The sequence below is a fragment of the Magnetospirillum gryphiswaldense MSR-1 v2 genome (genome assembly GCF_000513295.1).
Lineage (GTDB): Bacteria > Pseudomonadota > Alphaproteobacteria > Rhodospirillales > Magnetospirillaceae > Magnetospirillum > Magnetospirillum gryphiswaldense.
Genome location: NC_023065.1, coordinates 1,601,588 through 1,624,546, shown reverse-complemented (window position 1 = coordinate 1,624,546; position 22,959 = coordinate 1,601,588). Strand labels below are relative to the sequence as shown.

Sequence of the window (22,959 nt, the reverse complement as noted above, 5' to 3'; positions counted from 1 at the left end):
GCGCGGATGACCACGATGAAGAGAATGTGATGCGCCGTCGCCGGTCCCGCAACCGTAGTGAAACCGCTTCCCCCGCCCTGGCTTTCGGCAAGTTGCCCCGCCTGCTGCTGCTGCTTGTCGTCTTGTTGCCCATCGCCGAATGGAGCGCAAGCGCCATCATGGCCCGGCTGGACAGCCGTGCCAAGGCGGTGACGCTGTCCGACGACGATATCGTCAAACTGTATGGCACCGACCAGCCGGCGCAGTACCGCGAGGCGCTGGCGGAAATGCCCCAGGCCCATGACGGCACCTATGCCCCCTTGACCGAATACCGCATGCCCGCCCGCCAGGGCCGGCACCTGACCATCGACGGCCAGGGCATCCGCGGTGGGGTGATGGGGGCCGATGGGCCGCGCGTCGTCGTCTTTGGCGGCTCCACCGCTTTCGGCCACGGCCTGACCGATGGCGAGACCATTGCCGCGATCATGGCGGCCAAGCTGGCCCAGGACGGTCGTCCGGCGCGGGTGGAAAACCGGGCGACCCCCGGTTGGTATTCGACCCAGGATCGCATCGCCTTTGCCGAGATGCTGGCCACCGGCGACAAGCCGGATGTGGCGGTGTTCATCCACGGTGTCGATGATTTCCTCTCTTGCGGCAAACCCGAGCGCACCGCCTGGAGCGACCGTCTGGCCCGGGTCGGCATCCCCGCCGGGTTGGAAACGGTGGTCCGCCAATCGGCCCTGGCCGCCTTGGTCCGCCGACTGACCGGCATGCCCGAACCGTCCGGTCCGGTGCCCCATAATCCGGCCTGCGCCAGCGATTCCCAGGCCGAGGCGTCGCTGGCCCGTCTGGATGCCAACCGCCGTCTGATCGCCGCCATGGCCGAACGTTTCGGCGTCAAGCCGGTCTTCGTTCAGCAGCCGGTGCCGACCTATCATTACGACAACGCCAAGCGGGCGGTGCCGGTGGAACCCCACCTGATGGTACCCTACGTGCCGGTGGCCAAGGGCTATGCCCGGCTGGCCGAAATGCGCGGTACCGGCAAGTTGTGGGAACAGGATTTGCTGTGGCTGGCCGAACTGGAACCGGGCGAGGCCAACGCCTATATCGACCCCGTCCATTACGCCCCGGCCTTTGCCCGTCTGATCGGTGAAACCCTGGCCCGGCGGGTGGGCGACCTGTTGCCGGCCACCGCCTTCGATGGCGCCAGTCCGGCGGCCAATCCGCCGGCGGCGCAGTGAAGAACCGGGCGCTTCTGCTGCTGTTGTTGCCGCCCTTGTTCTGGGCCGGCAACGCCCTGCTGGCGCGGGCCACCGCCGGTGACCTGCCGCCGGTGGCCTTGGCCTTCTGGCGCTGGATTTTGGCCCTGGTGCTGATCCTGCCGTTCACCGGGCGTGATCTATGGGCTCATCGCCGGGTGCTTTGGGCTCATTGGCGGGCGGTGCTGGGGCTGGCCCTGACCAGTGTCGCCGCCTATAACACCTTGCTGTATCTGGCGGTGCAGACCACCACCGCCATCAACGCCACCTTGGTCGGCACCTCGCTGCCGATCATGGTGCTGCTGCTGGCGCGTTTGTGGCTGGGCGATCCGATCCGACCGCGTCAGGCCATGGGCATGGTGGTGTCCATCATCGGCCTGCTGGCGGTGGTCACCCGGGGCGAGCCGGCGCGGCTGGCCACCTTGACGTTGACGCCGGGTGACGGGCTGATGCTGCTGGCCTCGGCCTCGTGGGCGGCCTATTCGGTCATGCTGCGCCGCTTCCCCATTCCGGTGAAGGGTTTCACCTTGCTGACCGCGCTGATCATCGTCGGCTGGGTGATGATCGTGCCGTTTTATCTGTTCGAGCTGTCCTTGGGCTACACGGTGCAGGTGCGCCCGATGACCTTGGGGGTGATAGCCTATACTGCAGTCTGTGCATCGCTTTTGGCTTATTACTTCTGGAATGTGGGGGTGGCCGCCCTGGGGGCGCCCACCGCCGGGTTGTTCGCCAACCTCATCCCCTTGTTCACCGCCGTTTTGGGGGTGGCGTTGCTGGGGGAAACCTTTGCCTGGTTCCATTCCGTGGGCGGTCTGTTGATCTTCGCCGGCATCGGCTTGGCCACCTTGCCCCGGCGCTGACCGGGCGATGCATCGCAGGATTGCATATCAAGGCGTTGCGTCGTGGGCGGAGTGTCGCCAGAATGCACCGCCATCATGCCATGGCCGTCCGGCGGCCATGCACAGAGTCAAAGCGGGAGGATGAATGGTTCCGCCGAATTCCGGCCCAACCATTGCCGAACAGTGTTTCGGTGATGCCACGGTATCGCCCGAGCTTGACTGGACGCATGCGCGTCAAAGTCTGAGCGGCCCTGGCAACGCGGGGATGAACATTGCTTATGCGGCTGTCGACCGTCATGTGGCGGCGGGGCGGGGGGGTCGCCCGGCCATTCTCAGCCTGGGCCGACGCTATGAAAAGCGTCGCCTGAGCTATGCCCAGCTTGCCGACCTGTCCGCCCGTCTGGCCGCCGTTCTGGCCGCGCACGGCGTCGGTGCCGGCGACAAAGTGGCGGTGCTGACCGGGCGGTCGGTGGAATTGTACGTGGCCGCCTTCGGCTGCTGGAAAGTGGGCGCGGTCTATTGCCCGCTGTTTTCCGCCTTTGGCCCCGGCCCGCTGAAATCAAGGCTGGAACTGTCGCGGGCCAAGGTGTTGATCGCCACCGAGGAATTGTATCGCCGCAAGATCGCCGCCCAGCGCCCGGCGCTGCCCGATCTGCAAACGGTGCTGCTGGTCGGTGCCGATGGCGAGATGGTGGAGACGGACGGCGCCTTGGATTTCAATGCGGCCATCAACGCCGCCCAGCCGGCGCCGATCCTGGCGACCACGCCGGAGATGCCGGCCTTCCTGCATTTCACCAGCGGCACCACCGGCACGCCCAAGGGCGTGCTGCATTCCCATTCGGCGGTGGTGGCGGAAGCGCTGACGGCGCGCCAAGTGTTCGGGCTGGTGCCCGATGACGTGTTCTGGTGCACCGCCGATCCGGGCTGGATCACCAATACCGCCTATGCCCTGATCGCGCCCCTGGCCAATGGCTGCCAAGTGGTGGTGGACGAGGACGATTTCGACCCCCGCCGCTGGTACGGCATCTTGAAGGATGAGAAGGTGACGGTGTGGTACACCACGCCCACCAATATCCGCATGATGATGCGCTATGGCGCCGCCCTGGCCCGCGCCTACAAGGAAAATTCGCTGCGCGTCGCCGCCAGCGTCGGCGAGCCCCTGAACCCCGAGGCGGTGGCCTGGGGGGAAAAAGCCCTGGGCGTGCCGTTCCTGGACACGTGGTGGCAGACCGAAACCGGGGCCATCGCCATCGCCAATTGCCCGGGCAAGGCCAAGGCCGGCAGCATGGGCATGCCGTTGCCCGGCGTCGAGGCGGCGGTGATCAGCCGCGACCTGTCCAGCGTCACCCCGGTGGGCCGCGCCGACGAGGTGGGCGAACTGGCCTTGCGCGCCGATCTGCCGTCCATGTTCACCGCCTATATGGGCGAGGGCGCCAATTACGACCTGTCGTTCATCGACGGCTGGTACCTGACCGGCGATCTGGTGCGTCGTGATGCCGATGGCTGCTTCTGGTTCGTCGGTCGTGCCGACGACATGATCAAGTCGGCGTCGCACACCATCGGCCCGTTCGAGGTGGAATGCGGCCTGATGGACCATCCGGCGGTGGCCGAGATCGGCGTCGTCGGCAAGCCCGACCTGCTGCTGCGCGAAGTGCCGGTGGCCTTCATCTCGCTCAATCCCGGCTTCGAGGCGGGCGAGGCGTTACGGGTGGAATTGCTGACCTTCGCCCGTCAATGCCTGGGCGGCACCCTGGCGCCGCGGGAAATCCACTTCGTCGACAGCATGCCCAAGACCACCACCGGCAAGATTTTGCGCCGGGCGTTGAAAGCCAAGGCGGTAGCCGAGCCGGAAGAAGACGGCGAACCGCTGATCGTGCCAGTGATGGCGCCGGGGCGTTTCGACGACGAATAAGGCCCCCTGCGCTAAATTTGATGTACATACGCTCGATCCGTCCCCCCGCGTAGGCGGGGGTGACGGGAGCTACACCCCGGTCCGGACCAATTGGGCGAATTCGTCCGGCGGCACCGCCGGGCTGAACAAAAAGCCCTGCATCAGGGTTACCCCCTTGGTCAGCAGGAAACCGGCCTGGGCCTGGGTTTCCACCCCTTCGGCGATGACCTCGAAGCCCAGATTGGCGGCCAGGGTGGCGATGGACGACACGATGGCGCCGTCCTTGCGGTTGCCCGGCAATTCCTTGATGAAGGCGCGGTCGATTTTCAGCACGTTGACCGGGAACAATTTCAGGTACGCTAGGCTGGAATAGCCGGTGCCGAAATCGTCGATGGACATGCGCACGCCCATCTGCCCCAACTCGCCGACGATGGCGATGGCGCGGTCGACCTCGGTCGCCATCATGGTTTCGGTGATTTCCAGTTCCAGCAGCGACGGGCTTAATCCCCATTGCGACAGCGACCGCTCGACCTTTTGTTTCAAGCTGGCATCGTGGAACTGGGCCGGGCTCAGATTGACCGAGATGCAACCGAATTCAATGCCGTCATCCAGCCACAGCCGCATCTGTCGGCAGGCTTCGGCCAGCGCCCAATCGCCGATGGCACCGATCAGGCCGGCACGTTCGGCCACCGGGATGAACAAGGCCGGGCTGACATTGCCGCGCGTCGGGTGTTTCCAGCGGATCAGCGCCTCGGCTGCCACCACCTTGCGCGAGATACCGTCGATCTTGGGCTGGTAGTTCAGGCGGAACTGGCCCTCGGCCAAGGCGTGGCGCAGGTCGTTTTCCAGATTGACCCGTTCCGCCGCCTGACGGTCCATGTCGCTGTCGTAGAAGCGATAGGCATTGCCGCCGGCCTTGGCGTGGTACATGGCGGCGTCGGCGTGCGACAACAGGGTTTCGGCGCAATCGGCATGGTCGGGATACAGCGCCACGCCGATGCTGGTCGAGGCGTAAAGCTCCTGCTCCGGCAGGCTGAACGGTTCGGAAAAGGCGTAGAGCACCTTTTCCACGCAGGCCAGCGCCCCTTGGGCATCGGTGATGGACGGCAAGGCGACGACGAATTCGTCGCCACCCAGGCGCCCGATGATGTCGCTGGCGCGCACGCAGCCCTTCAGCCGCCGCGCCACCTGTTTCAGCAATTCGTCGCCGGCGGCATGGCCGAAGCTGTCGTTGACGTCCTTGAAGTGGTTGACGTCCAGGAACAACAGCGCCAGCCGGTTGCCTTCGTTCTCGGCCCGGACGATGGCGTCACCCAGGGCTTCCATCACCGTGTGGCGGTTGGCCAGCTTGGTCAGGGCGTCGTGGCGGGCGTGGAAGCGGATGCGCTGTTCGTCCATCTTGCGCCGGGTGACGTCGGACGCCACCATGACGAAGCTGCCCACTTCGCCGTTTTCGCCCTGCACCCCGGTCAGCGCCACCGAAGCCGGGAAGACGTCGCCGTTGGAGCGCCGGCCCCACAATTCGCCATGCCAGGTTTCGCCCCTGCGGGCGAAGTCCCAGGCCTCGGCCACCGTCTTGGGGTCGTTGATCTCGTCGGCGATGAATTTCGATTTCAGCCCCACCACCTGATCGACGGCAAAGCCGGTCATGCGCGAAAAGGCCGGGTTGATGGCGTGGACGACATCGTCGGTGTCGGTGACGATGATCGCCTCGCCGACATTTTCATAGACGGTGGCGGCCAGACGCAGGCGCTCTTCCGTCAGCTTGCGCTCGGTGATGTCCTGGACGGTGCCTTCGTAACAGACGGCGTTGCCGTCGTCGTCACGCACCAAACGGGCGTTTTCGGCGATCCAGATGATCTCGCCGGTCTTGCGATAGACCTGGGCCTCGAAGTTGCGCACCACCGATTCATGGTCCAGCAGCCGCTTGAAACGGTCGCGGTCCTCGGGATGGACATAGAGCCCGTGGGCGATGTCGGTCAGGCCCTCGATCAGGGCCTTGGGGCTGTCATAGCCGTAAATGCGGGCCAAAGCCTGATTGGCGTTGAGATAGCGGCCCGACGGCGTGGTGCGGTAGATGCCCTCGACGGCGTTCTCGAACAAGGAACGGTATTGGTTGGAAATGGCTTTTGCCTTTTCCTTCCGCCCAGTCCCTTCGGTCATGATCTCGCCACCGTCCAAACTCTTGCCCCTACGTTCCTGCACAATTTCTGTGCGTACACATCAGTGCCATTTTTCTAGGCACGTTGGCAAGGCGCAGGTTGCTCGTCCGAAAGCATAGCTGGGGTGTGACGGGGGGGCAAGCGATGGCCTACCCCCCTGACCTAAAGGATAGAGGGGAGATAAGGAAATCAGCGCCAGCCGACGCGATCGAAAATGCGCACGGCCTGCGAGGCGTTTTCGCCCAGCATGGCGACGTTGATCTTTTCCCCCTTGAACGGCCCCCAGGCGGCGACGGTGGGCGACATCTTGGCGCTGGCCAGCACCGGGAATTCGTTGTTGGCTTCGGCGAACAGCTTTTGCGCCGCTTCGCCCGACATGAATTCCAGCAGCTTCAAGGCTTCGGCCTTGTTCTTGGCCGACACGGTCAGGCCGGCGCCGGCCACGTTCATATGGGCGCCGCGATCGGCCTGATTGGGGAAGAACAGGCCGACCTTGGCGGCGGCGTCGCGCTCATCGGCCTTATCCGAGGTCTGCATGCCGCCGAAATAATAGGTGTTGGCGATGGCCACGTCGCATTGGCCGGCGGCGACGGCGGCGATCTGGTCGCGGTCGCCACCCTGGGGCTTGCGCGCCATGTTGTCGGTGATGCCCTTGGCCCAGGCTTCGGCCTTTTCCGGCCCCATCACGGCGATCAGGCCACCCAGCAGCGACTGGTTGTAGGTGGACGACGACGAGCGCACGCAGATGCGGCCCTTCCACTTGGCCGTGGCCAGATCCTCGTAGGTGGACAGATCGGCGGGCTTGACCCGGTCCTTAGCGTAGAAGATCACCCGGGCGCGGGCCGACAGGCCGTACCAATAGCCCTGGGGGTCGTGATACTGGGCCGGGATGTTCTTGGCCAGCACCGCGCTTTGCACCGGGGCCAGGATACCGGCGACACGGGCGGCGTGCAGGTGGGCGACGTCGGTGGTGATGAACAGATCGGCGGGGCTGTCCTTGCCTTCGCTCTTCAGACGTTCCAGCAACTGGGTCTCGTTGGCCGACAGCAGGTTGACCTTGATGCCGCTGGATTGGGTGAAGGCGTCCAGCACCGGCTTGAGCAGATGGTCCTTGCGGGCGGAATAGACGTTGACCTCGGCGGCGGACACCGTGCCGGCGGCCATGCAGGCGGCGACGGTCAGGGCGAGACGGCTGAACAGACGCATGGGAAAGGCTCCGTGATTATGCGAGTGATTTGCATGTGCGAAAACTAGCACGAGGGAGAGCTAAGCGAAAGGCCTATGTCGCCGGAAAGATGAAAACCTGACTGTGATCGATGCTCAGGCGCAGGCGCTCGCCTTCCGCCGGCAGGGCCCGGCTGGCCAGCCGGGCATGCAGATGGGCGGCGGGCAGGTGGGGGTGTTCCACCCGCAGATGGATCAGGCTGACCCGGCCCAGCAGGCGCGCGGCCAGCACCACCGCCTCGGGGCCGGCATCGTCGGTGATGCCGATGCCTTCGGGGCGGACCAGCACCTGGGCCTTGGCGACAGGGCCATCGACGCTAAAGCGGCCCAGCGGCGTATCCGCCATGCCATTGCTCACCAGGGCGTCGAAGATGTTGACCTCGCCGAAGAACGAGGCGACGAACGGGTCGGCGGGGCTGTTGTACAGCGCCTCCGGCTGGTCCATCTGGACGATGCGGCCCTGGCGCATGACGGCGACGCGGTCGGCCATGAACATGGCTTCCTCCGGGTCGTGGGTGACCATCAAGGTCGAGACCCGGTTGCGCTTCAAGACGTGCAGGGTTTCGTCGCGGACCTGATCGCGCAGGCGCTTGTCCAGGCCGGAAAACGGCTCGTCCAGCAGCATCAGGCCGGGATTGGGGGCCAGCGCGCGGGCCAGGGCGACACGCTGTTGCTGGCCGCCCGACAATTGATGCGGCCACGCCTGGGCATAATCCTTCATCCCCACCTGATCCAGCATCTCCAGGGCGCGGGTCTTGCGCTCGGTCCCGGTCAGGCTTTGGATGCCGAATTCGACGTTGCCCAGTACGTCGAGATGGGGGAACAGGGCGTAATCCTGGAACAGAAAGCCCACATGGCGGCGTTCCGGCGGCAGATGCACGCCGTTGCCCGACACCAACTGGCTGTTCAGCACCACGGTGCCGGCGCTGGGCGATTCCAGCCCGGCGGCGATGCGCAAGGTGGTGGTCTTGCCGCAACCCGACGGCCCCAGCAGGCAGAGCAACTCGCCCGGGGCGATGGACAGGCTGACGTCGTCCACCACGCGGGTTTGGCCGAAATGGTGGGTGATGTTGCTCATCACCAATCCGGTGGTGGAATTCATGATGGTTCTCCGGGGCGGGATTTGGCGATGGCGCGGCTGAGCAGCAGCACCGGCACCAGCCCGACCAGGACGATGGCCAGGGCCGGGGCGCCGGCATCGGCCAGACGTTCGTCCGAGGCCAGGGTGAAGGTGCGGGTCGCCAGGGTATCGAAATTGAACGGACGCATGATCAAGGTGGCCGGCAATTCCTTCATCACGTCGACGAAGACCAGCAGCACCGCCGACAGCAGGCTGCCCTTGATGATGGGCAGATGCACCCGGCGCAAGGCCGACACCGTGCCGCAGCCCAGGGTGCGGGCGGCGGCTTCCAGCGATGGCGTCACCTTGGCTAGGCTGGCTTCCACCGTGTTGGCGGAGACCGCCAGGAAGCGCACCAGATAGGCATAGATCAGGGCGAAGATGGTGCCGGTCAGCAGCAGGCCGGGCGAGGCGCCGGTCCAGCCCTCGATGGTGCGGGCGATGGAACGGTCGAGCGCCACCAGCGGCACCATGATGCCGACAGCGATGACCGAGCCGGGCACGGCATAGCCCAACGACGCCACCCGCACGGCCAGACGGATCAATGGGCGCGGATGCAGGCGCTGGGCATAGGCCAGCACCACCGCCACCGCCACCGCCGCCAGCCCGGCGACCAGGGCGAGGATCAGCGAGTTGCCGGCCAGACGGGTGAAGTCGCCGCCGAACGATGCCGCCAGCCCGACCTGAAACGTCCACCACGCCAGCATGGCCGCTGGGATGACGAAGCCCAGCAACACCGGCAACAGCGAAAAGGCCAGGGCCAGCCCACCGCGCCAGCCGGGCAGGGCGATGCGCGGCAGGCGGCGATAGCGGCTGGTGGTGTGGTGGCTTTTGGCGCCGCCGCGCGACCAGCGTTCCAGGGCGATCAGACCGGCGACGAAGATCATCAGCACCGCGCCTAATTGCGCCGCCACCGCCGGTTCGCCCATGCCCAGCCAGGTGCGGTAGATGCCGGTGGTGAAGGTGTCGACGGCGAAATAATGCACGGTGCCGAAATCGTTCAAGGTTTCCATCAGCGCCAGGGCGATGCCGGCCATCACCGCCGGTCGCGCCAGCGGCAGGGCGACCTGGGAAAACGCCCGCCACGGCCCGCGGCCCAAGGTGCGGCTGGCCTCCAGCACGCACACCGATTGCTCGAGGAAGGCGGCGCGGGCCAGGATGTAGACATAGGGGTAGAGCACCATCACCATCACCGTCACCGCCCCGCCGAGCGAGCGGATTTCCGGGAACCAGTAATCGCGCGCGCTGGTCCAGCCCATCAGGGCACGAAGCGCGCCCTGCACCGGACCGGAATAATCCAGCAGGCCGGTATAGGTATAGGCGACCACATAAGCGGGCATGGCCATGGGCAAGAGCAGCGCCCATTCCAGCACGCGGCTGAAGGGAAACCGGCACATAGTCACCAGCCAGGCGGTGCCGACGCCGCCCAAGGCGACGCCGGCGCCGACGCCGATCATCAGGATGATGGAATTGCCGATATACGATCCCAGCACGGTCTCGGCCAGATGGGTCCAGATGCCGCCCGACGGCACCAGCAGATTGCCGGCCACGACCACGACCGGCAGCGCCACCAGCGCCGCCAGCACCACAACCGCCGCCAGCCAGGGCAGCGGCGCCTTAAAGCCATTTTTTTTGTGTGGATATGCGGGCACGCGAAAATCCCGGAAAGGGAGCAGGAAAGATCGATAGGATATTGCAAGTGATTAGCAACGGCAATCCATCTTCCTGCACGATTTCCTGCTTTGAACTGGAAACCGTCACGGTTCCGTATTAAGAAGACGTTCCCCATCCCAACCGATCAGGGATTGCCCGTGAAAGCCGCCGTCATCGTATTTCCCGGCTCCAACTGCGACCGCGACGTCGCCGTGGCGCTGGAAGCAAGCATGGGCGCCAAGCCCCACATGGTTTGGCACCGCGACACCCAACTGCCCGACGTCGATCTGATCGTCGTTCCCGGCGGTTTTTCTTATGGCGATTATCTGCGCTGCGGCGCCATGGCCGCCCATTCGCCGATCATGCGCGAGGTCAAGGCCCGCGCCGATCAGGGCGCGCGGGTCTTGGGCATCTGCAACGGCTTCCAGATCATCACCGAAGCGGGGCTGCTGCCCGGCGTGCTGATGCGCAATGCCGCGCTCAAGTTCATCTGCCGCGACGTGCATCTGCGGGTGGAGAACGACCGCACCGATTTCTGCCGCTATTACCGCAGCGGCGACGTGGTGCGCTTCCCCATCGCCCATGCCGAGGGTAATTACTTCGTCGATCCCAAGACCTATCGGGAAATGGAAGACAACGGTCAGGTGGCCTTCCGCTATTGCGGTGCCGACGGTACTGTCGCGCCCGAGTTCAATCCCAATGGCAGCTTGGGCAACGTCGCCGGTGTTTATAATACCAAGAAGAACGTGCTGGGCCTGATGCCGCACCCGGAACGCTTGGCCGAGGATCTGCTGGGCGGGTCCGACGGCAAGCTGATGTTCGATTCGCTGGTGGAGGCGTTGTCGTGAGCCAGATTACCCCTGAAGTCATCGCCCAACACGGCATCAAGCCCGACGAGTACAAGCTGATCCTCGAGATCATGGGCCGTGCGCCCAATCTGACCGAGCTGGGCATCTTCTCGGTCATGTGGTCCGAGCATTGCTCGTACAAATCGTCGAAGAAGTGGCTGAAGACCCTGCCGACCAAGGCGCCGTGGGTCATCTGCGGCCCGGGCGAGAACGCCGGCATCATCGATATCGGCGACGATCAGGCCATCGTCTTCAAGATGGAAAGCCATAACCACCCGTCGTTCATCGAGCCCTATCAGGGCGCGGCGACTGGTGTGGGCGGTATCCTGCGCGACGTCTTCACCATGGGCGCGCGGCCCATCGCCAACATGAACGCGCTGCGCTTCGGCGACCCGGCCAACCCCAAGACCCGCCATCTGGTGGCGGGCGTGGTCGCCGGCATCGGCGGTTACGGCAATTGCGTCGGCGTCCCCACCGTGGGCGGCGAGACCAATTTCCACAAATCCTACAACGGCAACATCCTGGTCAACGCCATGACCGTGGGTCTGGCCGACAAGAACAACATTTTCTATTCGGCCGCCGCCGGTGTCGGTAATCCCGTCGTCTATTTCGGTTCCAAGACCGGTCGCGACGGCATCCACGGCGCCACCATGGCTTCAGCCGAATTCGACGAAAAGTCGGAAGAAAAGCGCCCGACCGTGCAAGTCGGCGACCCCTTCACCGAAAAGCTGTTGATCGAAGCCTGCCTGGAACTGATGGCCACCGATGTCATCGTCGCCATCCAGGACATGGGCGCCGCCGGCTTGACCAGCTCGTCGTTCGAGATGGCGTCGAAGGGTGGACTGGGCGTCGAGCTTGATCTGGACAGCGTCCCCATGCGCGAAGAGGGCATGAGCGCCTACGAGATCATGCTGTCGGAATCGCAAGAACGCATGCTGATGATCCTGAAGCCGGGCAAGGAAGATGTGGCCCGCGCGATCATGGACAAGTGGGAACTGGATTTCGCCGTCATCGGCACCCTGACCGACACCGGTCGCATGGTGCTGAAGCGTCATGGCGAAATCGTCGCCAATCTGCCCATCGACCCGCTGGCCCAGGCCTCGCCGGAATATGACCGTCCGTGGACGGCCCCGGCCAAGCTGCCGGTGATCGCCGCCGACAAGGTGGAAGCGGTCGACCCGGCCAGCGCCTTGAAGACCCTGCTGGGCTGCCCCGATCTGGCCTCCAAGCGTTGGATCTACGAGCAGTACGACCACATGGTCATGGGCGACACCGTGCAGCGCCCCGGCGGCGATGCCGCGGTGGTGCGCATCCACGGCACGCAAAAGGCGGTGGCCATCACCACCGATTGCACCCCGCGTTATTGTCAGGCCGATCCGCATGAAGGCGGCCGTCAGGCGGTGGCGGAAGCCTATCGCAACATCTCGGCCACCGGCGCGGTGCCGCTGGCGGTGACCGACAATCTGAATTTCGGCAACCCGGAAAAGCACGAGATCATGGGCCAGATCGTGGAAGCGATCAAAGGCATGGGCGAGGCTTGCCGCGAGCTGGACTTCCCCGTCGTCTCCGGCAACGTGTCGCTTTACAACGAAACCCAGGGCACGGCCATCCAGCCGACCCCGGCCATCGGCGCCGTCGGCCTGCTTGACGACGTGTCCAAGCACATGACCGTGGCTTTCAAGGCCGGTGGCAACCACATCGTGCTGTTGGGCGAAACCAAGGGTTGGCTGGGCGCGTCGTTGTACCTGCGCGAAGTCTGTGGCCGCGAGGAAGGGGCGCCGCCGCCGGTGGCGCTGCACCGCGAGCGGCGCAAGGGTGAACTGGTCCGCCAGTTGATCCAGGACGGTCAGATCACCGCCTGTCACGACGTCTCCGATGGCGGCCTGCTGGTGGCGGTGGCGGAAATGGCCATGGCCAGCGGCATCGGCGCCAGCCTGGAGGCGCCGTCGAGCCTGCCGCTGCATGCCTGGTGCTTCGGCGAGGACCAGGGCCGCTATGTGCTGGAAGTGGGCCAGGACGATCTGGTCGCCGTGCTGGAAGCGGCGCAGGAACACGATTGTGTCGCCCGCGTCATCGGCAAGACCGGTGGCGCCGACATCAGCGTCGGCGGTTCCTGTGTCGCCGTGGCCGAACTGAAATCGGTCAACGAGTCCTGGATGCCCACTTTCATGGGCGCGGAAATGTCCGGTCACTGATTATGATCATGACAAAGGCCGGTCTTCACCCTTGGCGGTGAAGGCCGGCCTTTTCTTTTGCCGCCTCAGTGGATTTCGGGGCGGGTGCGGTCGTGGTGACGGCGTTTGACCTCGTACATGCGCTGGTCGGCCAACTCGATCAGATGCTCGATCTCGACGCTTTCATCGGGAAAGTGGGCGGCGCCGATACTGGCGCTCAGTTGGAAGGTGCGATTCTCGAACTGGAACGGCGAGGCGGTTTCGGCTGTGATGCGGTCGATGACGGCCTGGATACCGTTTTCCATTTCCACCGGCGACAAGATCGCGCCGAACTCGTCGCCACCCAAGCGGGCGACCGTGTCCGACTGGCGGGCCACCTGCTTCAGGCGATTGGCCGCTTCCTTGATCATGGCGTCGCCGGCCCGATGGCCGAAGCTGTCGTTGACCTGTTTAAGGCCGTTCAGGTCGATCATCAGGATACCGGCGGCCTTTTGTTCGCGCGCATGTTGTGATGTCAGCGTGCGCAGGCGATCCATGAACAGCGCCCGGTTGGCCAGCCCGGTCAGGCTGTCATGAGTGGCCTGATAAAACAAATCGTCGGCATTGTATTTGGTGGCGAAGAACATGGCGGCGCCGACCACCTCCGACAGCAGGTTCAACAGCTTGACATCCTGGTCTCTGAATGCGGCGGGGTGGGCCGACATTGCCTTCAGCACCCCCACCGTCGCGCCGTTATGATGAAGCGGCATCACGATCATCGAGCGCAGACCGACCTTGCGGCAGGCATTGATGTCGACGCGATGGTCGGTTTCGCAATCCGCCGACAGCAGGGTTTCCCCCTCTCTGACCGCCAGCCCCGACAGGCTGTTGTCGCGTTTGATACGCAGGCCGATTTGCGACTGGGCACTGCCAGCGGTGGCGCGATAGACCATTTCGTCGCCCTCGGCCAGTTCGATGGCGGCCCCATCCGCCCCGATCAGTGATAAGGTGCGATCCGTCACCAGTTGCATGACATTGGGTAAATCCAATCCAAGCTTAGCGATTTCGGTCTGGATCGATATGATTTCCATTAGTTGTTCTGGTGTTGGCATGCCCGACCCCAATAACTATACATATGTATTAATGCTGTGATTAATTTCAGCGCTTCCCAAATATCATATGAGTTGTGATTTGGTTGTTGTCATGAATTTTGTTGTAAAATGTAGAGCTTTTGTAATCGGTATGTTTTATTTTGTTATACTTATATCGGCTTTATCACCCTGGAGTTGATATGGAGCCTGCCCGTGCCGGTGCCTTCGCTGCCCTGACCGCCTTTTTGTGTTGGGGGGTGTTCGGCATCTATTTCCATGCCTTGGGTGCCGTTCCCGCCGCCGAGGTGCTGGCCCATCGCATTATCGGCGGTGCGCTTTTCGCCCTGTTGTTTCAATCGGCCTGGGGGCGTCTGGCGGAAATCCGCGTCGCCCTGACCGATACCAAGGTGCTGCGCGGGTTGTTGGGATCGTCGGTGGCCATCGCCGTGAATTGGGGCGTGTTCATCTGGGCCACCGCCAATGGTCGGGCGTTGGAAGCCAGTTTGGGCTATTTCATCTTTCCGCTGATTTCGGTGGTGCTGGCCCGTGTCGTGCTGGGCGAACGCCTGAGCCGGCGGCAGGGGGCGGCGGTGGCATTGGCCGCCCTGGGCGTCGGCTGGCTGGTGGCGGTCGGAACCGGTCTGCCGTGGGTGGCTCTGGTGCTGGCCGTCAGCTTCGGCGCTTATGGTTTGCTGCGCAAAACCATCGTCGTCGGCGCCATGGCCGGATTGTTCGTGGAAGCCGTGGTGCTGGTGCCGCTGGCCTTGGGCTATCTGCTGTGGAGCGGCGGCGGCGTGGTGGTGCATGACGCTGCGCCCCAGGTGATTGCCCTGATCGCCGTTGCCGGCCCCTTGACCGCCATTCCGCTGGCCCTGTTCGCCTATGGGGCGCGGCGGTTGCGGCTGTCGACCTTGGGTTTGATGATGTACATCAATCCGACGGTGCAGATGCTGGTGGCGGTGTTTTTGTTCGGCGAAGCCTTCACCCAGGCCCACATGGTCGCCTTCGCCGCCATCTGGTGCGGGCTGTGCCTGTATTCCTGGCCCAGCCGCCGGCTTTGATTTTCCCGTCTGTTTGGCGCAAGATGCCCGCGCTTTCGCCTAAAGCCCCAGCAGGAGATTTTGTTCATGCCCATGGAAGCCAGTGTGATCGAACAGATGATCAAAGAGGCCTTTCCCGACGCCAAGGTCATCATCGAGGATCTGCGCGGCGACGGCGATCATTATTCCGCCATGGTGGTGTCGGAAGCCTTCAAGGGCAAGTCCCGCGTCGCCCAGCACCAGATGGTCTATGGCGCGCTGCAAGGCAAGATGGGCGGCGAATTGCACGCCTTGGCCCTGCAGACAGCGACCCCCGAGACGGCACCGGACTGGGCCAAGGGTTGATCGGCGTCAAAGCCGACATGGCGTGCGGCAAGCATGTTGCACCGGCGGCTTTGGCACCCTACATTGAAACAATTCCAATTCCGCCTTACTTCTCGCAGATAGGTCGCATCCATGAGCAATCCGGTTTTCGAACGCATTCAGCAGGACCTCAGTGAAAACGACGTGGTCGTGTACATGAAGGGGACGCCCATGTTCCCGCAATGCGGCTTCTCCGCCGCCGTCGTCCAGGTGTTGACCGCGCTGGGCGTCAAGTTCAAGGGCATCGACATCCTGGTCGATCCGTCCTTGCGCGAAGGCATCAAGCAGTACACCAACTGGCCGACCTTGCCGCAGCTTTACGTCAAGGGCGAGTTCGTCGGCGGTTGCGACATCGTGCGCGAAATGGCCGGCAACGGCGAGCTGGCCGCTTTGCTGAAGGATAAGGGCGTTCCTTCCAACGCCTGATCCCGGATCTGATCGCCGGAAAAGCCCGAAGCTGTGGTTTCGGGCTTTTTTCATGTCCGTCCGGGACTGGCAATCGCTGCCGGGCGGCGCCATCTAGACTTCATGCCTATGCCCGTCTCCATCGCCCGTGTTCTGGCGCGCGGCTTCTGCGGTCTTTGCCCCAGTTGCGGCCACGGCAGGGTATTGCACGCCTATTTGCGGGTGGTGGAAACCTGTGAATGCTGTGGTGAGCCCCTGGGCCATATCCGTGCCGATGACGGCCCGGCCTATTTCACCCTCTTCGCCGTCGCCCATCTGGTGGTGCCGCTGTGCCTGTGGATCGAGCAGGCCTGGGCGCCGCCCATGGGCTGGTTCATGGTGGTGGCGCTGTTGGCCGCCAGTGTCCTGACCGCCTTGCTGCTGCCGGCCTTCAAGGGGGCGACGGTGGCGCTGATGTGGCGTTTGCGCCTGCAAGGCGACGAACGCCATGATGACGGTTTGTGATCAGTGGGCCTTGGCTTGGCGTTCCATTTCGGCGATCAGCCAGCGCTCCAGCGGCACCCCATAGGGGCGGCCACGCTCCTGCCAAGCCAGCTTGGCCCGTTGGCGGATGGGTGGCAGCGCCCGCCCGCTGGTCAGCCGCTTGGACACCTCGCGGTTGATTTCCACCAGGGCTTCCAGCTTGTCATCCGACAGACCGCGCCCGGCGGTGCGCGAGGCGGAAACGACGAAATCAGCCAGATGGCGGTTGGGGTCCAGCCAGGCTTTGGCGCTGGCGATGCGCGACAGGGTCAGCCACAGACGGTGGTTGATGTCGAGCGCGGCGACGAAATGGTCGGTGTCGCAGGCGCTGCACAGGTCGTCGGCGGCCTCGGCCAGGGCAGCGGCGGTGCTTTCGTTCAAGGTCAGGCGTACGGGAATGGGCGCGGATTCCATTTCTGTCCTCCCTAAGTCCTGTTCTTTCCCAGCGGCGACGAGTGTAGGATGGGTTGTGCGCATCCTCAATCCACCGGAGGTTTGGGGTGGGCTTTGTCCAACCCTGCGGCAAGTATGCTATACCGACGATCCTTGATGTTTCCATTTACAGAATTATGAAATCATCCTGATATATCTGTCCCTGTTCTTAAAAGTGTCACGCCATGCTGAAAAAACACTCGATCATCATTGCCGGTCATGCCAGTTCCATAACGATGGAGCCGGCATTCTGGGATGAATTGAAGAAAATATCCGAACGCGATGGGGTGTCCATCAATCAGCTTGTCAGCGTTATCGATACCGACCGTGATGGCAATTTGTCATCAGCCATTCGTTTATTTGTGTTGAATGATTTGAAGAAAAGACTTGCTGCTGATTGATGTGATCTTGTTTTTATTGAAACGAATAAATATCATTTTTCACATTTGGTTACATTTGCGCTGTTGCGGGCAATGCTTGTGAAAAAACGAAGGCTGTGGATAATAAGGCGGTATGATCCGGTCTCGTCTATTTCACCGCCTGTTTTCCACCATGCTGATCGTCGTCGGCCTGTTTTCGGCTGCCGTCTATCTGCTGGTGGTGCCGTTGGTCGAGCAGAAGGCCTATGAGATCGAGCTGAACGCCAGCGGCGCCATCTTGGAAAACGTCTTCAAGATGGCGGCGAAGATCAAGGGCGGCCTGGAAGAGCAGCGGGCCGAGACGGAAAAATCGTACAAGCAGCAATTGCGCAACGTGGTGCAATTGGCCGCCGCCTACATAGACTGGGTGTTCGCCCAGCGCGATCGCGGTGAGATATCCGATGCCGAGGCACGGCGCCAGGTGTTCGAAGGCCTGCGGGCGATGAAGTACGGCAACGACGACTACATCTGGGTCACCGACTACTATTCCAACCTGCTGTCCCATCCCGACCCCTATTTTCAGGGCCGCAACGCCGCCGATTTCCGCGACCAGTCGGGCAACACCATCATTCCGGTGATCATTTCCACCGCGCGCGCCTGGGGCGAGGGCTTCCACACCTATCCGTGGGCGCGGCCCAAGGGCAACAGCCCGGCCCTGACCGATCAGAAGATTTCCTATTTCAAGGATTTGCCCCGTCACCGGCTGGTGGTGGGGACGGGGGCCTATCTGGCCGATATCGATGCCGAGGTGGCCAAGCGCATGAACGAAGCGGTGGAGGATCTGCGCCAGGTGCTGCGCGCCATCCGCATCAACGCCACCGGCTACGTCTATATCTTCGACGCCCGCAACAACATGATCATCCATCCCAATTCCAATATCGAGGGGACGGAGTTTTCCCGTAAAAACAACCCGCTGTCGGGCCATTCCATCGCCGACGAGCTGAAGGCCGCCGCCGATAGCGGCCAGCCGGTCTATTATCTGTGGGACAAGCCGGAAGACCCCGACAATTACGTCTATCAGAAGATTTCGTGGGTGCGGCACTTCCCCGGCTTCGATTGGTACATCGCCTCGTCGGTCTATGTGGAAGACTTGCGCAAATCGGCGGTGGAACTGTCCAACCGCATCATGATGGTGGCTTTGGCCATCCTGGTCATCGGCATCGCCCTGGCCTGGCTGGCGGCGCGGCGTCTGGTGGAACCCTTGCGCCGGTTGGCCGAGACGGCGGCGCAGGTCAGCGCCGGCGATCTCAGCGCCCGCACCGGTATCGTCCGCGATGACGAAATCGGCATCCTGGCCGCCGGTTTCGACGGCATGATCCAGCGGGTGCGCGACAACATCGCCACCTTGGACAGCCGGGTCCGCCACCGCACCATGGAGCTTGAGGACAGCAATCGCCGCCTGTTGCAGGCGGTGGAATTGCAGGACCGGGCGCAAATGGCCCTGGCCGACACCGAGGCGCGTCAGCGCCTGATCCTCGACGCCATTCCGGCGGCCATCGCCTATCTGGACCGCGACCAGCGCATCCGCTTCGCCAATCGCCGTTGGGCCGATCTGGTGCGGCGCGACAAGGATCAGGTGGTCGGGCGCTATCTGGCCGAGGTGGTGGGTCGCCACGCCCATGACAGCATCGCGCCTTATCTGGCCCGTACCTTCGCCGGTGAAGCCGCGTCGTTCGAATACGCCTTTCCCTCGGGTCAGGATGGCCGCAGCCTGATCACCAAGAACAGCCTGATCCCGGAACTGGGGCCGGAAGGGGCGGTGCTGGGCATGTTCGTGCTGTCGCTCGACGTCACCGACGAAAAAGACACCGAACGAAGGCTGATGGAAGCCCAACGCCTGAACGCGGTGGGGCAGTTGTCGGGCGGGCTGGCCCATGATTTCAACAATCTGCTGTCCATCATCATCGGCAATCTGGCCGCCGCGCGCGAACGTTATGGCGGCGTCGAGGGGCTGGACGAGTTTCTGGAACCGGCGCAGCGGGCCGGGCGGCGCGGCGCCGACATCACCAGCCGCCTGCTGGCCTTCTCGCGCCGACAGCCGTTGAAGCCGCAGCCGGTGGACGTGGGGGCGCTGATTCGTGAAATGGCGGTGCTGCTCAGGCGCTCGCTCCCCAGTTCCATCGACATGATCCTGCCGCCCGAAGACGTGCCGTGCTGGGCCATCGCCGACCAGAACCAGTTGGAAAACGCCCTGGTCAATCTGGTGCTCAACGCCCGCGACGCCATGCCCGGCGGCGGTCGCCTGGACATCAACGCTCGCATCCGGACCCTGACCGAACCGGCCATGTTCGACGAAATGGCCCCCGCCGACGATTATCTGGAAATCATCGTCGCCGATCACGGCCAAGGCTTTGGTCCCGAAAGTCTGGCCCGCGCCTTCGAGCCCTTCTACACCACCAAGGAACAGGGCTCGGGTCTGGGCCTGTCCATGGTCTATGGTTTCGTCAAGCAGTCGCACGGCTATATCCGTATCGATTCCGACGCGGGCGAAGGGGCACGGGTCACCATCTTGCTGCCCAGGGCCGAGCCGGTGGCGCAGCCGGAAGCCCTGATTTCGGCCACTTCCGATCAGCGCTGGCCCGGTCGTCTGGCTCTGGTGGCCGAGGACAACGAGGACGTGCGCCAGATCATCCGCCGGCAATTGGTCGAACTGGGCTTTTCCGTGGTCGAGGCGGAAAGCGGCGACGAGGCCGCGGCCCTGGTCGAGCAGATCGAAGACCTGCATCTGGTGATATCCGATATCGTCATGCCTGGACTATCAGGGGTTGATCTGGCGCGGCGGGTGAAGGAAACCAGGCCGGAAATTTCGGTGGTTCTGATCAGCGGCTTCTCCTTTGATGGCAGCGAGGACCGATCCGATCTGGTAGTCTTGGCCAAACCATGGGAAAAACAGGATCTGATCGAGGCCATCGGCCGGTCGGGATCCGCCATAAGAAACTGAGGGACGCGGGTTGGGCGCCAGGAAGCTTCTGTATCTGATCGAGGATGATGCCGATATCCGCAATCTGGTGCGTACCGTGCTGGAAGGCTATGGCTATGAGGTCCAGGCCTTCGGCTCGGGCCGCGACGCCCGTGCCGCCATCCGCCGTCAAGCCCCCGAGTTGTGTCTGGTCGATCTCGGCCTGCCCGACATGGATGGCCTGACCCTGGTGCGCGAGCTTTGGGGCGACGTGCGTTTCGGCGTCATCATCCTGACCGGGCGCGGCGGTGTTTCCGACCGCGTCCTGGGCCTGGAACTGGGCGCCGACGATTATATCGTCAAGCCGTTCGAGCCGCGCGAACTGGTCGCCCGCATCAATTCGGTGATCCGCCGGCGCGAGCAACTGGCCGGAGCGGCCATGGCCGCCGACACCCAGCGGGCGCGCTTCGGCGAATGGGTGTTCGATCCCGGCAATCTGACCCTGGTCGCCGATGACGGCCATCAGGAAAGCCTGACCGCCGCCGAGGCCGGCCTGTTGCTGGCGCTGTTGAAATCGCCCAAGCGGGTGCTGTCGCGCGAGCAATTGCAAGGCGCCGATTGCGAGCGCGACGACTTTCCCTATGACCGTTCCATCGATGTGCGGGTTTCGCGCATCCGCAAGAAGATCGAGCGTGACGCCAAGTCGCCGCGCCTGATCAAGACCGTCTACGGCGCCGGCTATCTGTTCACCGCCGAAGTGCTGTGGCTGTCGGGCGACGCATAGCCGATCCGCCCGCTGCCCGGGGTGGTTCCCAGGCGCTTCCGTCACCGTTTTGCCGGTGTTTGACAAAATCTCTGTGCTAGTCTTGCCGTCCATCGCTGCCAGCGTTGAGATGAGCGGTCTTCCTGCTCAGGTTTTTTGCGCGGATACAATTCGTCATAATCCTGAGAAACTTGGGAAAAGCTGGGCTGTTAGACCCCATCCAACGCTGGAACCAGCAGCCGGCTCGCGATAAAGCCCTAGGGAGAAACAGACCATGGCCGTCACCAACGCGTATGATCGGGATTTGGACAAGAACGCCGCGAATTTCGTCGCGCTGACGCCCCTGACCTTCCTTGAGCGCACCGCCTCCGTCTGGCCGGATCGTGTCGCCGTGATTCATGGCCCGGTGCGTCGCACCTGGGGCGAAACCTTGGTCCGCGTGCGCCGTCTGGCCGCCGGTCTGGCCGCGCGCGGCATCGGCAAGGGCGACACCGTGGCCATGCTGGCCGCCAACACGCCGGAACTGTTCGAGGGCCATTTCGCCATTCCGCTGGCCGGGGCGGTGCTCAACGCCATCAACACCCGTCTGGACGCCGAGGCCATCACCTTCATCCTCGAACACGGCGAAGCCAAGATGCTGATCGTCGATCGCGAGTTCTCCAAGGTGACGAAAAAGGCGCTGGAAGGCCTCAAGGTCAAGATTCCGGTGTTCGACATCGACGATCCCACCTATGTGGGCGGCGAGCTGATCGGCGAAGGCACCTATGAGGATTTGCTGGCCGACGAGTTGCACCCGTGGACCATGCCCGGCGACGAATGGAACGCCATCGCCCTTAACTACACCTCGGGCACCACCGGCAACCCCAAGGGCGTGGTCTATCACCATCGCGGCGCTTATCTGAACGCGGTGTCCAACGCCCTGGGCTGGAACCTGCCCGACGGCCCGGTCTATCTGTGGACCTTGCCCATGTTCCATTGCAACGGCTGGTGCTTCCCCTGGACCATGGCCGCCGCCGCCGGCACCAGCGTCTGCCTGCGCCATGTCCGGGTCGAGCCGATTCTCGACCTGATCCGCAGCGAGAATGTCGGCTATTTCTGCGGCGCCCCCATCGTGCTGAACATGATCAACAACGCCCCCGCCGCCTTGAAGGAGGGCATCAGCCAGCCGGTCAAGGTGATGACCGCCGGCGCCGCCCCGCCGGCCGCCGTCATCGCCGGCATGGAGCGCATGGGCTGGGAAGTCACCCACGTCTATGGCCTGACCGAGGTTTATGGTCCGGTCATCCAATGCGTCTGGCACGACAAGTGGAACGATCTGTCCATCGACGACAAGGCCAAGATCAAGGCCCGCCAGGGCGTGCGCGGCCCCATGCTGGAAGCGGTGATGGTCGCCGACCCCATGACCTTGGAACCCTGCCCCAAGGACGGCATGACCATGGGTGAAATCTTCATGCGCGGTAACAACGTCATGAAGGGCTATCTGAAGAACCCCAAGGCGACGGTGGAAAGCTTCGAGGGCGGCTGGTTCCACACCGGCGATCTGGCCGTGTGGCACGCCGACGGTTATGTGGAGATCAAGGACCGCTCCAAGGACATCATCATCTCGGGCGGCGAGAACATCTCGTCCATCGAGGTGGAAGACGTGCTTTACAAGCATCCCGAGGTGATGGAAGCCGCCGTGGTCGCCCGGCCCGACGAAAAGTGGGGCGAGACGCCGTGCGCCTTCGTCAGCCTGAAGGATGGCGCCACCTGCACCGAGGACGACATCATCGCCTTTTGCAAGGCGCACATGGCCGGGTTCAAGACCCCGCGCACCATTGTTTTCGGCCCGCTGCCCAAGACCAGCACCGGCAAGATTCAAAAGTTCATGCTGCGTCAGCAGGCGAAGGAGCTGTAA

General features: G+C 63.6%; 19 protein-coding genes. 13 read left to right on the top strand and 6 right to left on the bottom strand.

All coding sequences use genetic code 11. The features are described from left to right. Nucleotides 1-29 precede the first annotated feature (29 nt). The 3 genes from MGMSRV2_RS07750 to MGMSRV2_RS07740 all read left to right on the top strand — a co-directional run bounded on the left by MGMSRV2_RS07750 (nt 30) and on the right by MGMSRV2_RS07740 (nt 3,989). Nucleotides 30-1,220 (top strand): SGNH/GDSL hydrolase family protein, encoded by a 1,191-nt coding sequence (locus MGMSRV2_RS07750; RefSeq protein ID WP_158497745.1) that lies wholly within the window; start codon nt 30-32, stop codon nt 1,218-1,220. Beyond that, entirely contained in the window at nt 1,217-2,098 is an 882-nt protein-coding gene (locus MGMSRV2_RS07745; protein ID WP_024079810.1) for a DMT family transporter, read from the top strand. Before MGMSRV2_RS07750 ends, MGMSRV2_RS07745 begins: the two co-directional genes overlap by 4 nt. 244 nt (nt 2,099-2,342) lie before the next feature. After that, on the top strand, nt 2,343-3,989 hold the full coding sequence (locus MGMSRV2_RS07740; protein WP_144084281.1) for an AMP-binding protein: 1,647 nt from the start codon (nt 2,343-2,345) through the stop codon (nt 3,987-3,989). A gap of 69 nt (nt 3,990-4,058) precedes the next feature. Here the strand turns inward: MGMSRV2_RS07740 and MGMSRV2_RS07735 are convergent, their stop codons facing one another. From MGMSRV2_RS07735 to MGMSRV2_RS07720, 4 genes are all read right to left on the bottom strand, one after another. After that, nucleotides 4,059-6,131, bottom strand: a complete 2,073-nt coding sequence (locus tag MGMSRV2_RS07735) for a putative bifunctional diguanylate cyclase/phosphodiesterase (protein ID WP_052589100.1) — start codon at nt 6,129-6,131, stop codon at nt 4,059-4,061. A 188-nt stretch (nt 6,132-6,319) separates the two neighbouring features. Then, on the bottom strand, nt 6,320-7,336 hold the full coding sequence (locus tag MGMSRV2_RS07730) for a Fe(3+) ABC transporter substrate-binding protein (RefSeq protein WP_024079807.1): 1,017 nt from the start codon (nt 7,334-7,336) through the stop codon (nt 6,320-6,322). Between the two features lie 73 nt (nt 7,337-7,409). After that, nucleotides 7,410-8,456 carry an ABC transporter ATP-binding protein gene (locus tag MGMSRV2_RS07725; RefSeq protein WP_024079806.1) on the bottom strand — a complete coding sequence of 349 codons (1,047 nt, stop codon included), beginning with the start codon at nt 8,454-8,456 and terminating at the stop codon, nt 7,410-7,412. Then, a complete protein-coding gene (locus tag MGMSRV2_RS07720; RefSeq protein ID WP_024079805.1) occupies nt 8,453-10,126 on the bottom strand; it encodes an ABC transporter permease in 1,674 nt (557 codons plus the stop codon). The genes MGMSRV2_RS07725 and MGMSRV2_RS07720 overlap by 4 nt, the downstream gene beginning before the upstream one ends. A 159-nt stretch (nt 10,127-10,285) precedes the next feature. Between MGMSRV2_RS07720 and purQ the strand changes: the two genes are divergently transcribed. Continuing rightward, nucleotides 10,286-10,975, top strand: coding sequence for a phosphoribosylformylglycinamidine synthase subunit PurQ (purQ, locus tag MGMSRV2_RS07715; protein WP_024079804.1), 690 nt, complete (start codon nt 10,286-10,288; stop codon nt 10,973-10,975). Continuing rightward, on the top strand, nt 10,972-13,170 hold the full coding sequence (gene purL / locus MGMSRV2_RS07710) for a phosphoribosylformylglycinamidine synthase subunit PurL (RefSeq protein WP_024079803.1): 2,199 nt from the start codon (nt 10,972-10,974) through the stop codon (nt 13,168-13,170). The genes purQ and purL overlap by 4 nt, the downstream gene beginning before the upstream one ends. Nucleotides 13,171-13,235: 65 nt before the next feature. Here purL and MGMSRV2_RS07705 read toward each other — a convergent pair whose 3' ends face one another. Further along, nucleotides 13,236-14,219, bottom strand: a complete 984-nt coding sequence (locus tag MGMSRV2_RS07705; RefSeq protein ID WP_024079802.1) for a sensor domain-containing diguanylate cyclase — start codon at nt 14,217-14,219, stop codon at nt 13,236-13,238. A 200-nt stretch (nt 14,220-14,419) separates the two neighbouring features. Between MGMSRV2_RS07705 and rarD the strand changes: the two genes are divergently transcribed. From rarD to MGMSRV2_RS07685, 4 genes are all read left to right on the top strand, one after another. Then, a complete protein-coding gene (rarD, locus tag MGMSRV2_RS07700; RefSeq protein WP_024079801.1) occupies nt 14,420-15,280 on the top strand; it encodes an EamA family transporter RarD in 861 nt (286 codons plus the stop codon). Nucleotides 15,281-15,346: 66 nt separating this feature from the next. Then, nucleotides 15,347-15,604, top strand: a complete 258-nt coding sequence (locus MGMSRV2_RS07695) for a BolA family protein (protein WP_024079800.1) — start codon at nt 15,347-15,349, stop codon at nt 15,602-15,604. A gap of 111 nt (nt 15,605-15,715) precedes the next feature. Continuing rightward, nucleotides 15,716-16,048 carry a Grx4 family monothiol glutaredoxin gene (gene grxD, locus MGMSRV2_RS07690; protein WP_024079799.1) on the top strand — a complete coding sequence of 111 codons (333 nt, stop codon included), beginning with the start codon at nt 15,716-15,718 and terminating at the stop codon, nt 16,046-16,048. Nucleotides 16,049-16,150: 102 nt separating this feature from the next. After that, nucleotides 16,151-16,531, top strand: a complete 381-nt coding sequence (locus tag MGMSRV2_RS07685; RefSeq protein WP_144084280.1) for a DUF983 domain-containing protein — start codon at nt 16,151-16,153, stop codon at nt 16,529-16,531. On the opposite strand, the gene MGMSRV2_RS07680 is transcribed toward MGMSRV2_RS07685, so the two are convergent. After that, nucleotides 16,532-16,963, bottom strand: coding sequence for a DUF2934 domain-containing protein (locus tag MGMSRV2_RS07680; RefSeq protein WP_024079797.1), 432 nt, complete (start codon nt 16,961-16,963; stop codon nt 16,532-16,534). Between the two features lie 203 nt (nt 16,964-17,166). Between MGMSRV2_RS07680 and MGMSRV2_RS07675 the strand changes: the two genes are divergently transcribed. The 4 genes from MGMSRV2_RS07675 (at nt 17,167) to MGMSRV2_RS07660 (ending at nt 22,959) form a co-directional block, all read left to right on the top strand. Then, nucleotides 17,167-17,382 carry a ribbon-helix-helix domain-containing protein gene (locus MGMSRV2_RS07675; protein ID WP_024079796.1) on the top strand — a complete coding sequence of 72 codons (216 nt, stop codon included), beginning with the start codon at nt 17,167-17,169 and terminating at the stop codon, nt 17,380-17,382. Nucleotides 17,383-17,494: 112 nt separating this feature from the next. Then, nucleotides 17,495-20,341 carry a cache domain-containing protein gene (locus tag MGMSRV2_RS07670; protein ID WP_041633519.1) on the top strand — a complete coding sequence of 949 codons (2,847 nt, stop codon included), beginning with the start codon at nt 17,495-17,497 and terminating at the stop codon, nt 20,339-20,341. 10 nt (nt 20,342-20,351) lie between these two features. Next, entirely contained in the window at nt 20,352-21,083 is a 732-nt protein-coding gene (locus tag MGMSRV2_RS07665) for a response regulator transcription factor (protein WP_024079794.1), read from the top strand. Nucleotides 21,084-21,336: 253 nt separating this feature from the next. After that, on the top strand, nt 21,337-22,959 hold the full coding sequence (locus MGMSRV2_RS07660; protein ID WP_024079793.1) for an acyl-CoA synthetase: 1,623 nt from the start codon (nt 21,337-21,339) through the stop codon (nt 22,957-22,959).

Coding starts and splice junctions, on each gene's coding strand:
- MGMSRV2_RS07750 (WP_158497745.1), top strand. CDS start 30: ATGCGCCGTCGCCGGTCCCGCAACCGTAGTGAAACCGCTTCCCCCGCC.
- MGMSRV2_RS07740 (WP_144084281.1), top strand. CDS start 2,343: ATGAACATTGCTTATGCGGCTGTCGACCGTCATGTGGCGGCGGGGCGG.
- MGMSRV2_RS07735 (WP_052589100.1), bottom strand. CDS start 6,131: ATGACCGAAGGGACTGGGCGGAAGGAAAAGGCAAAAGCCATTTCCAAC.
- MGMSRV2_RS07730 (WP_024079807.1), bottom strand. CDS start 7,336: ATGCGTCTGTTCAGCCGTCTCGCCCTGACCGTCGCCGCCTGCATGGCC.
- MGMSRV2_RS07725 (WP_024079806.1), bottom strand. CDS start 8,456: ATGAATTCCACCACCGGATTGGTGATGAGCAACATCACCCACCATTTC.
- MGMSRV2_RS07705 (WP_024079802.1), bottom strand. CDS start 14,219: ATGGAAATCATATCGATCCAGACCGAAATCGCTAAGCTTGGATTGGAT.
- rarD (WP_024079801.1), top strand. CDS start 14,420: ATGGAGCCTGCCCGTGCCGGTGCCTTCGCTGCCCTGACCGCCTTTTTG.
- MGMSRV2_RS07695 (WP_024079800.1), top strand. CDS start 15,347: ATGCCCATGGAAGCCAGTGTGATCGAACAGATGATCAAAGAGGCCTTT.
- grxD (WP_024079799.1), top strand. CDS start 15,716: ATGAGCAATCCGGTTTTCGAACGCATTCAGCAGGACCTCAGTGAAAAC.
- MGMSRV2_RS07685 (WP_144084280.1), top strand. CDS start 16,151: ATGCCTATGCCCGTCTCCATCGCCCGTGTTCTGGCGCGCGGCTTCTGC.
- MGMSRV2_RS07680 (WP_024079797.1), bottom strand. CDS start 16,963: ATGGAATCCGCGCCCATTCCCGTACGCCTGACCTTGAACGAAAGCACC.
- MGMSRV2_RS07675 (WP_024079796.1), top strand. CDS start 17,167: ATGCTGAAAAAACACTCGATCATCATTGCCGGTCATGCCAGTTCCATA.
- MGMSRV2_RS07670 (WP_041633519.1), top strand. CDS start 17,495: ATGATCCGGTCTCGTCTATTTCACCGCCTGTTTTCCACCATGCTGATC.
- MGMSRV2_RS07660 (WP_024079793.1), top strand. CDS start 21,337: ATGGCCGTCACCAACGCGTATGATCGGGATTTGGACAAGAACGCCGCG.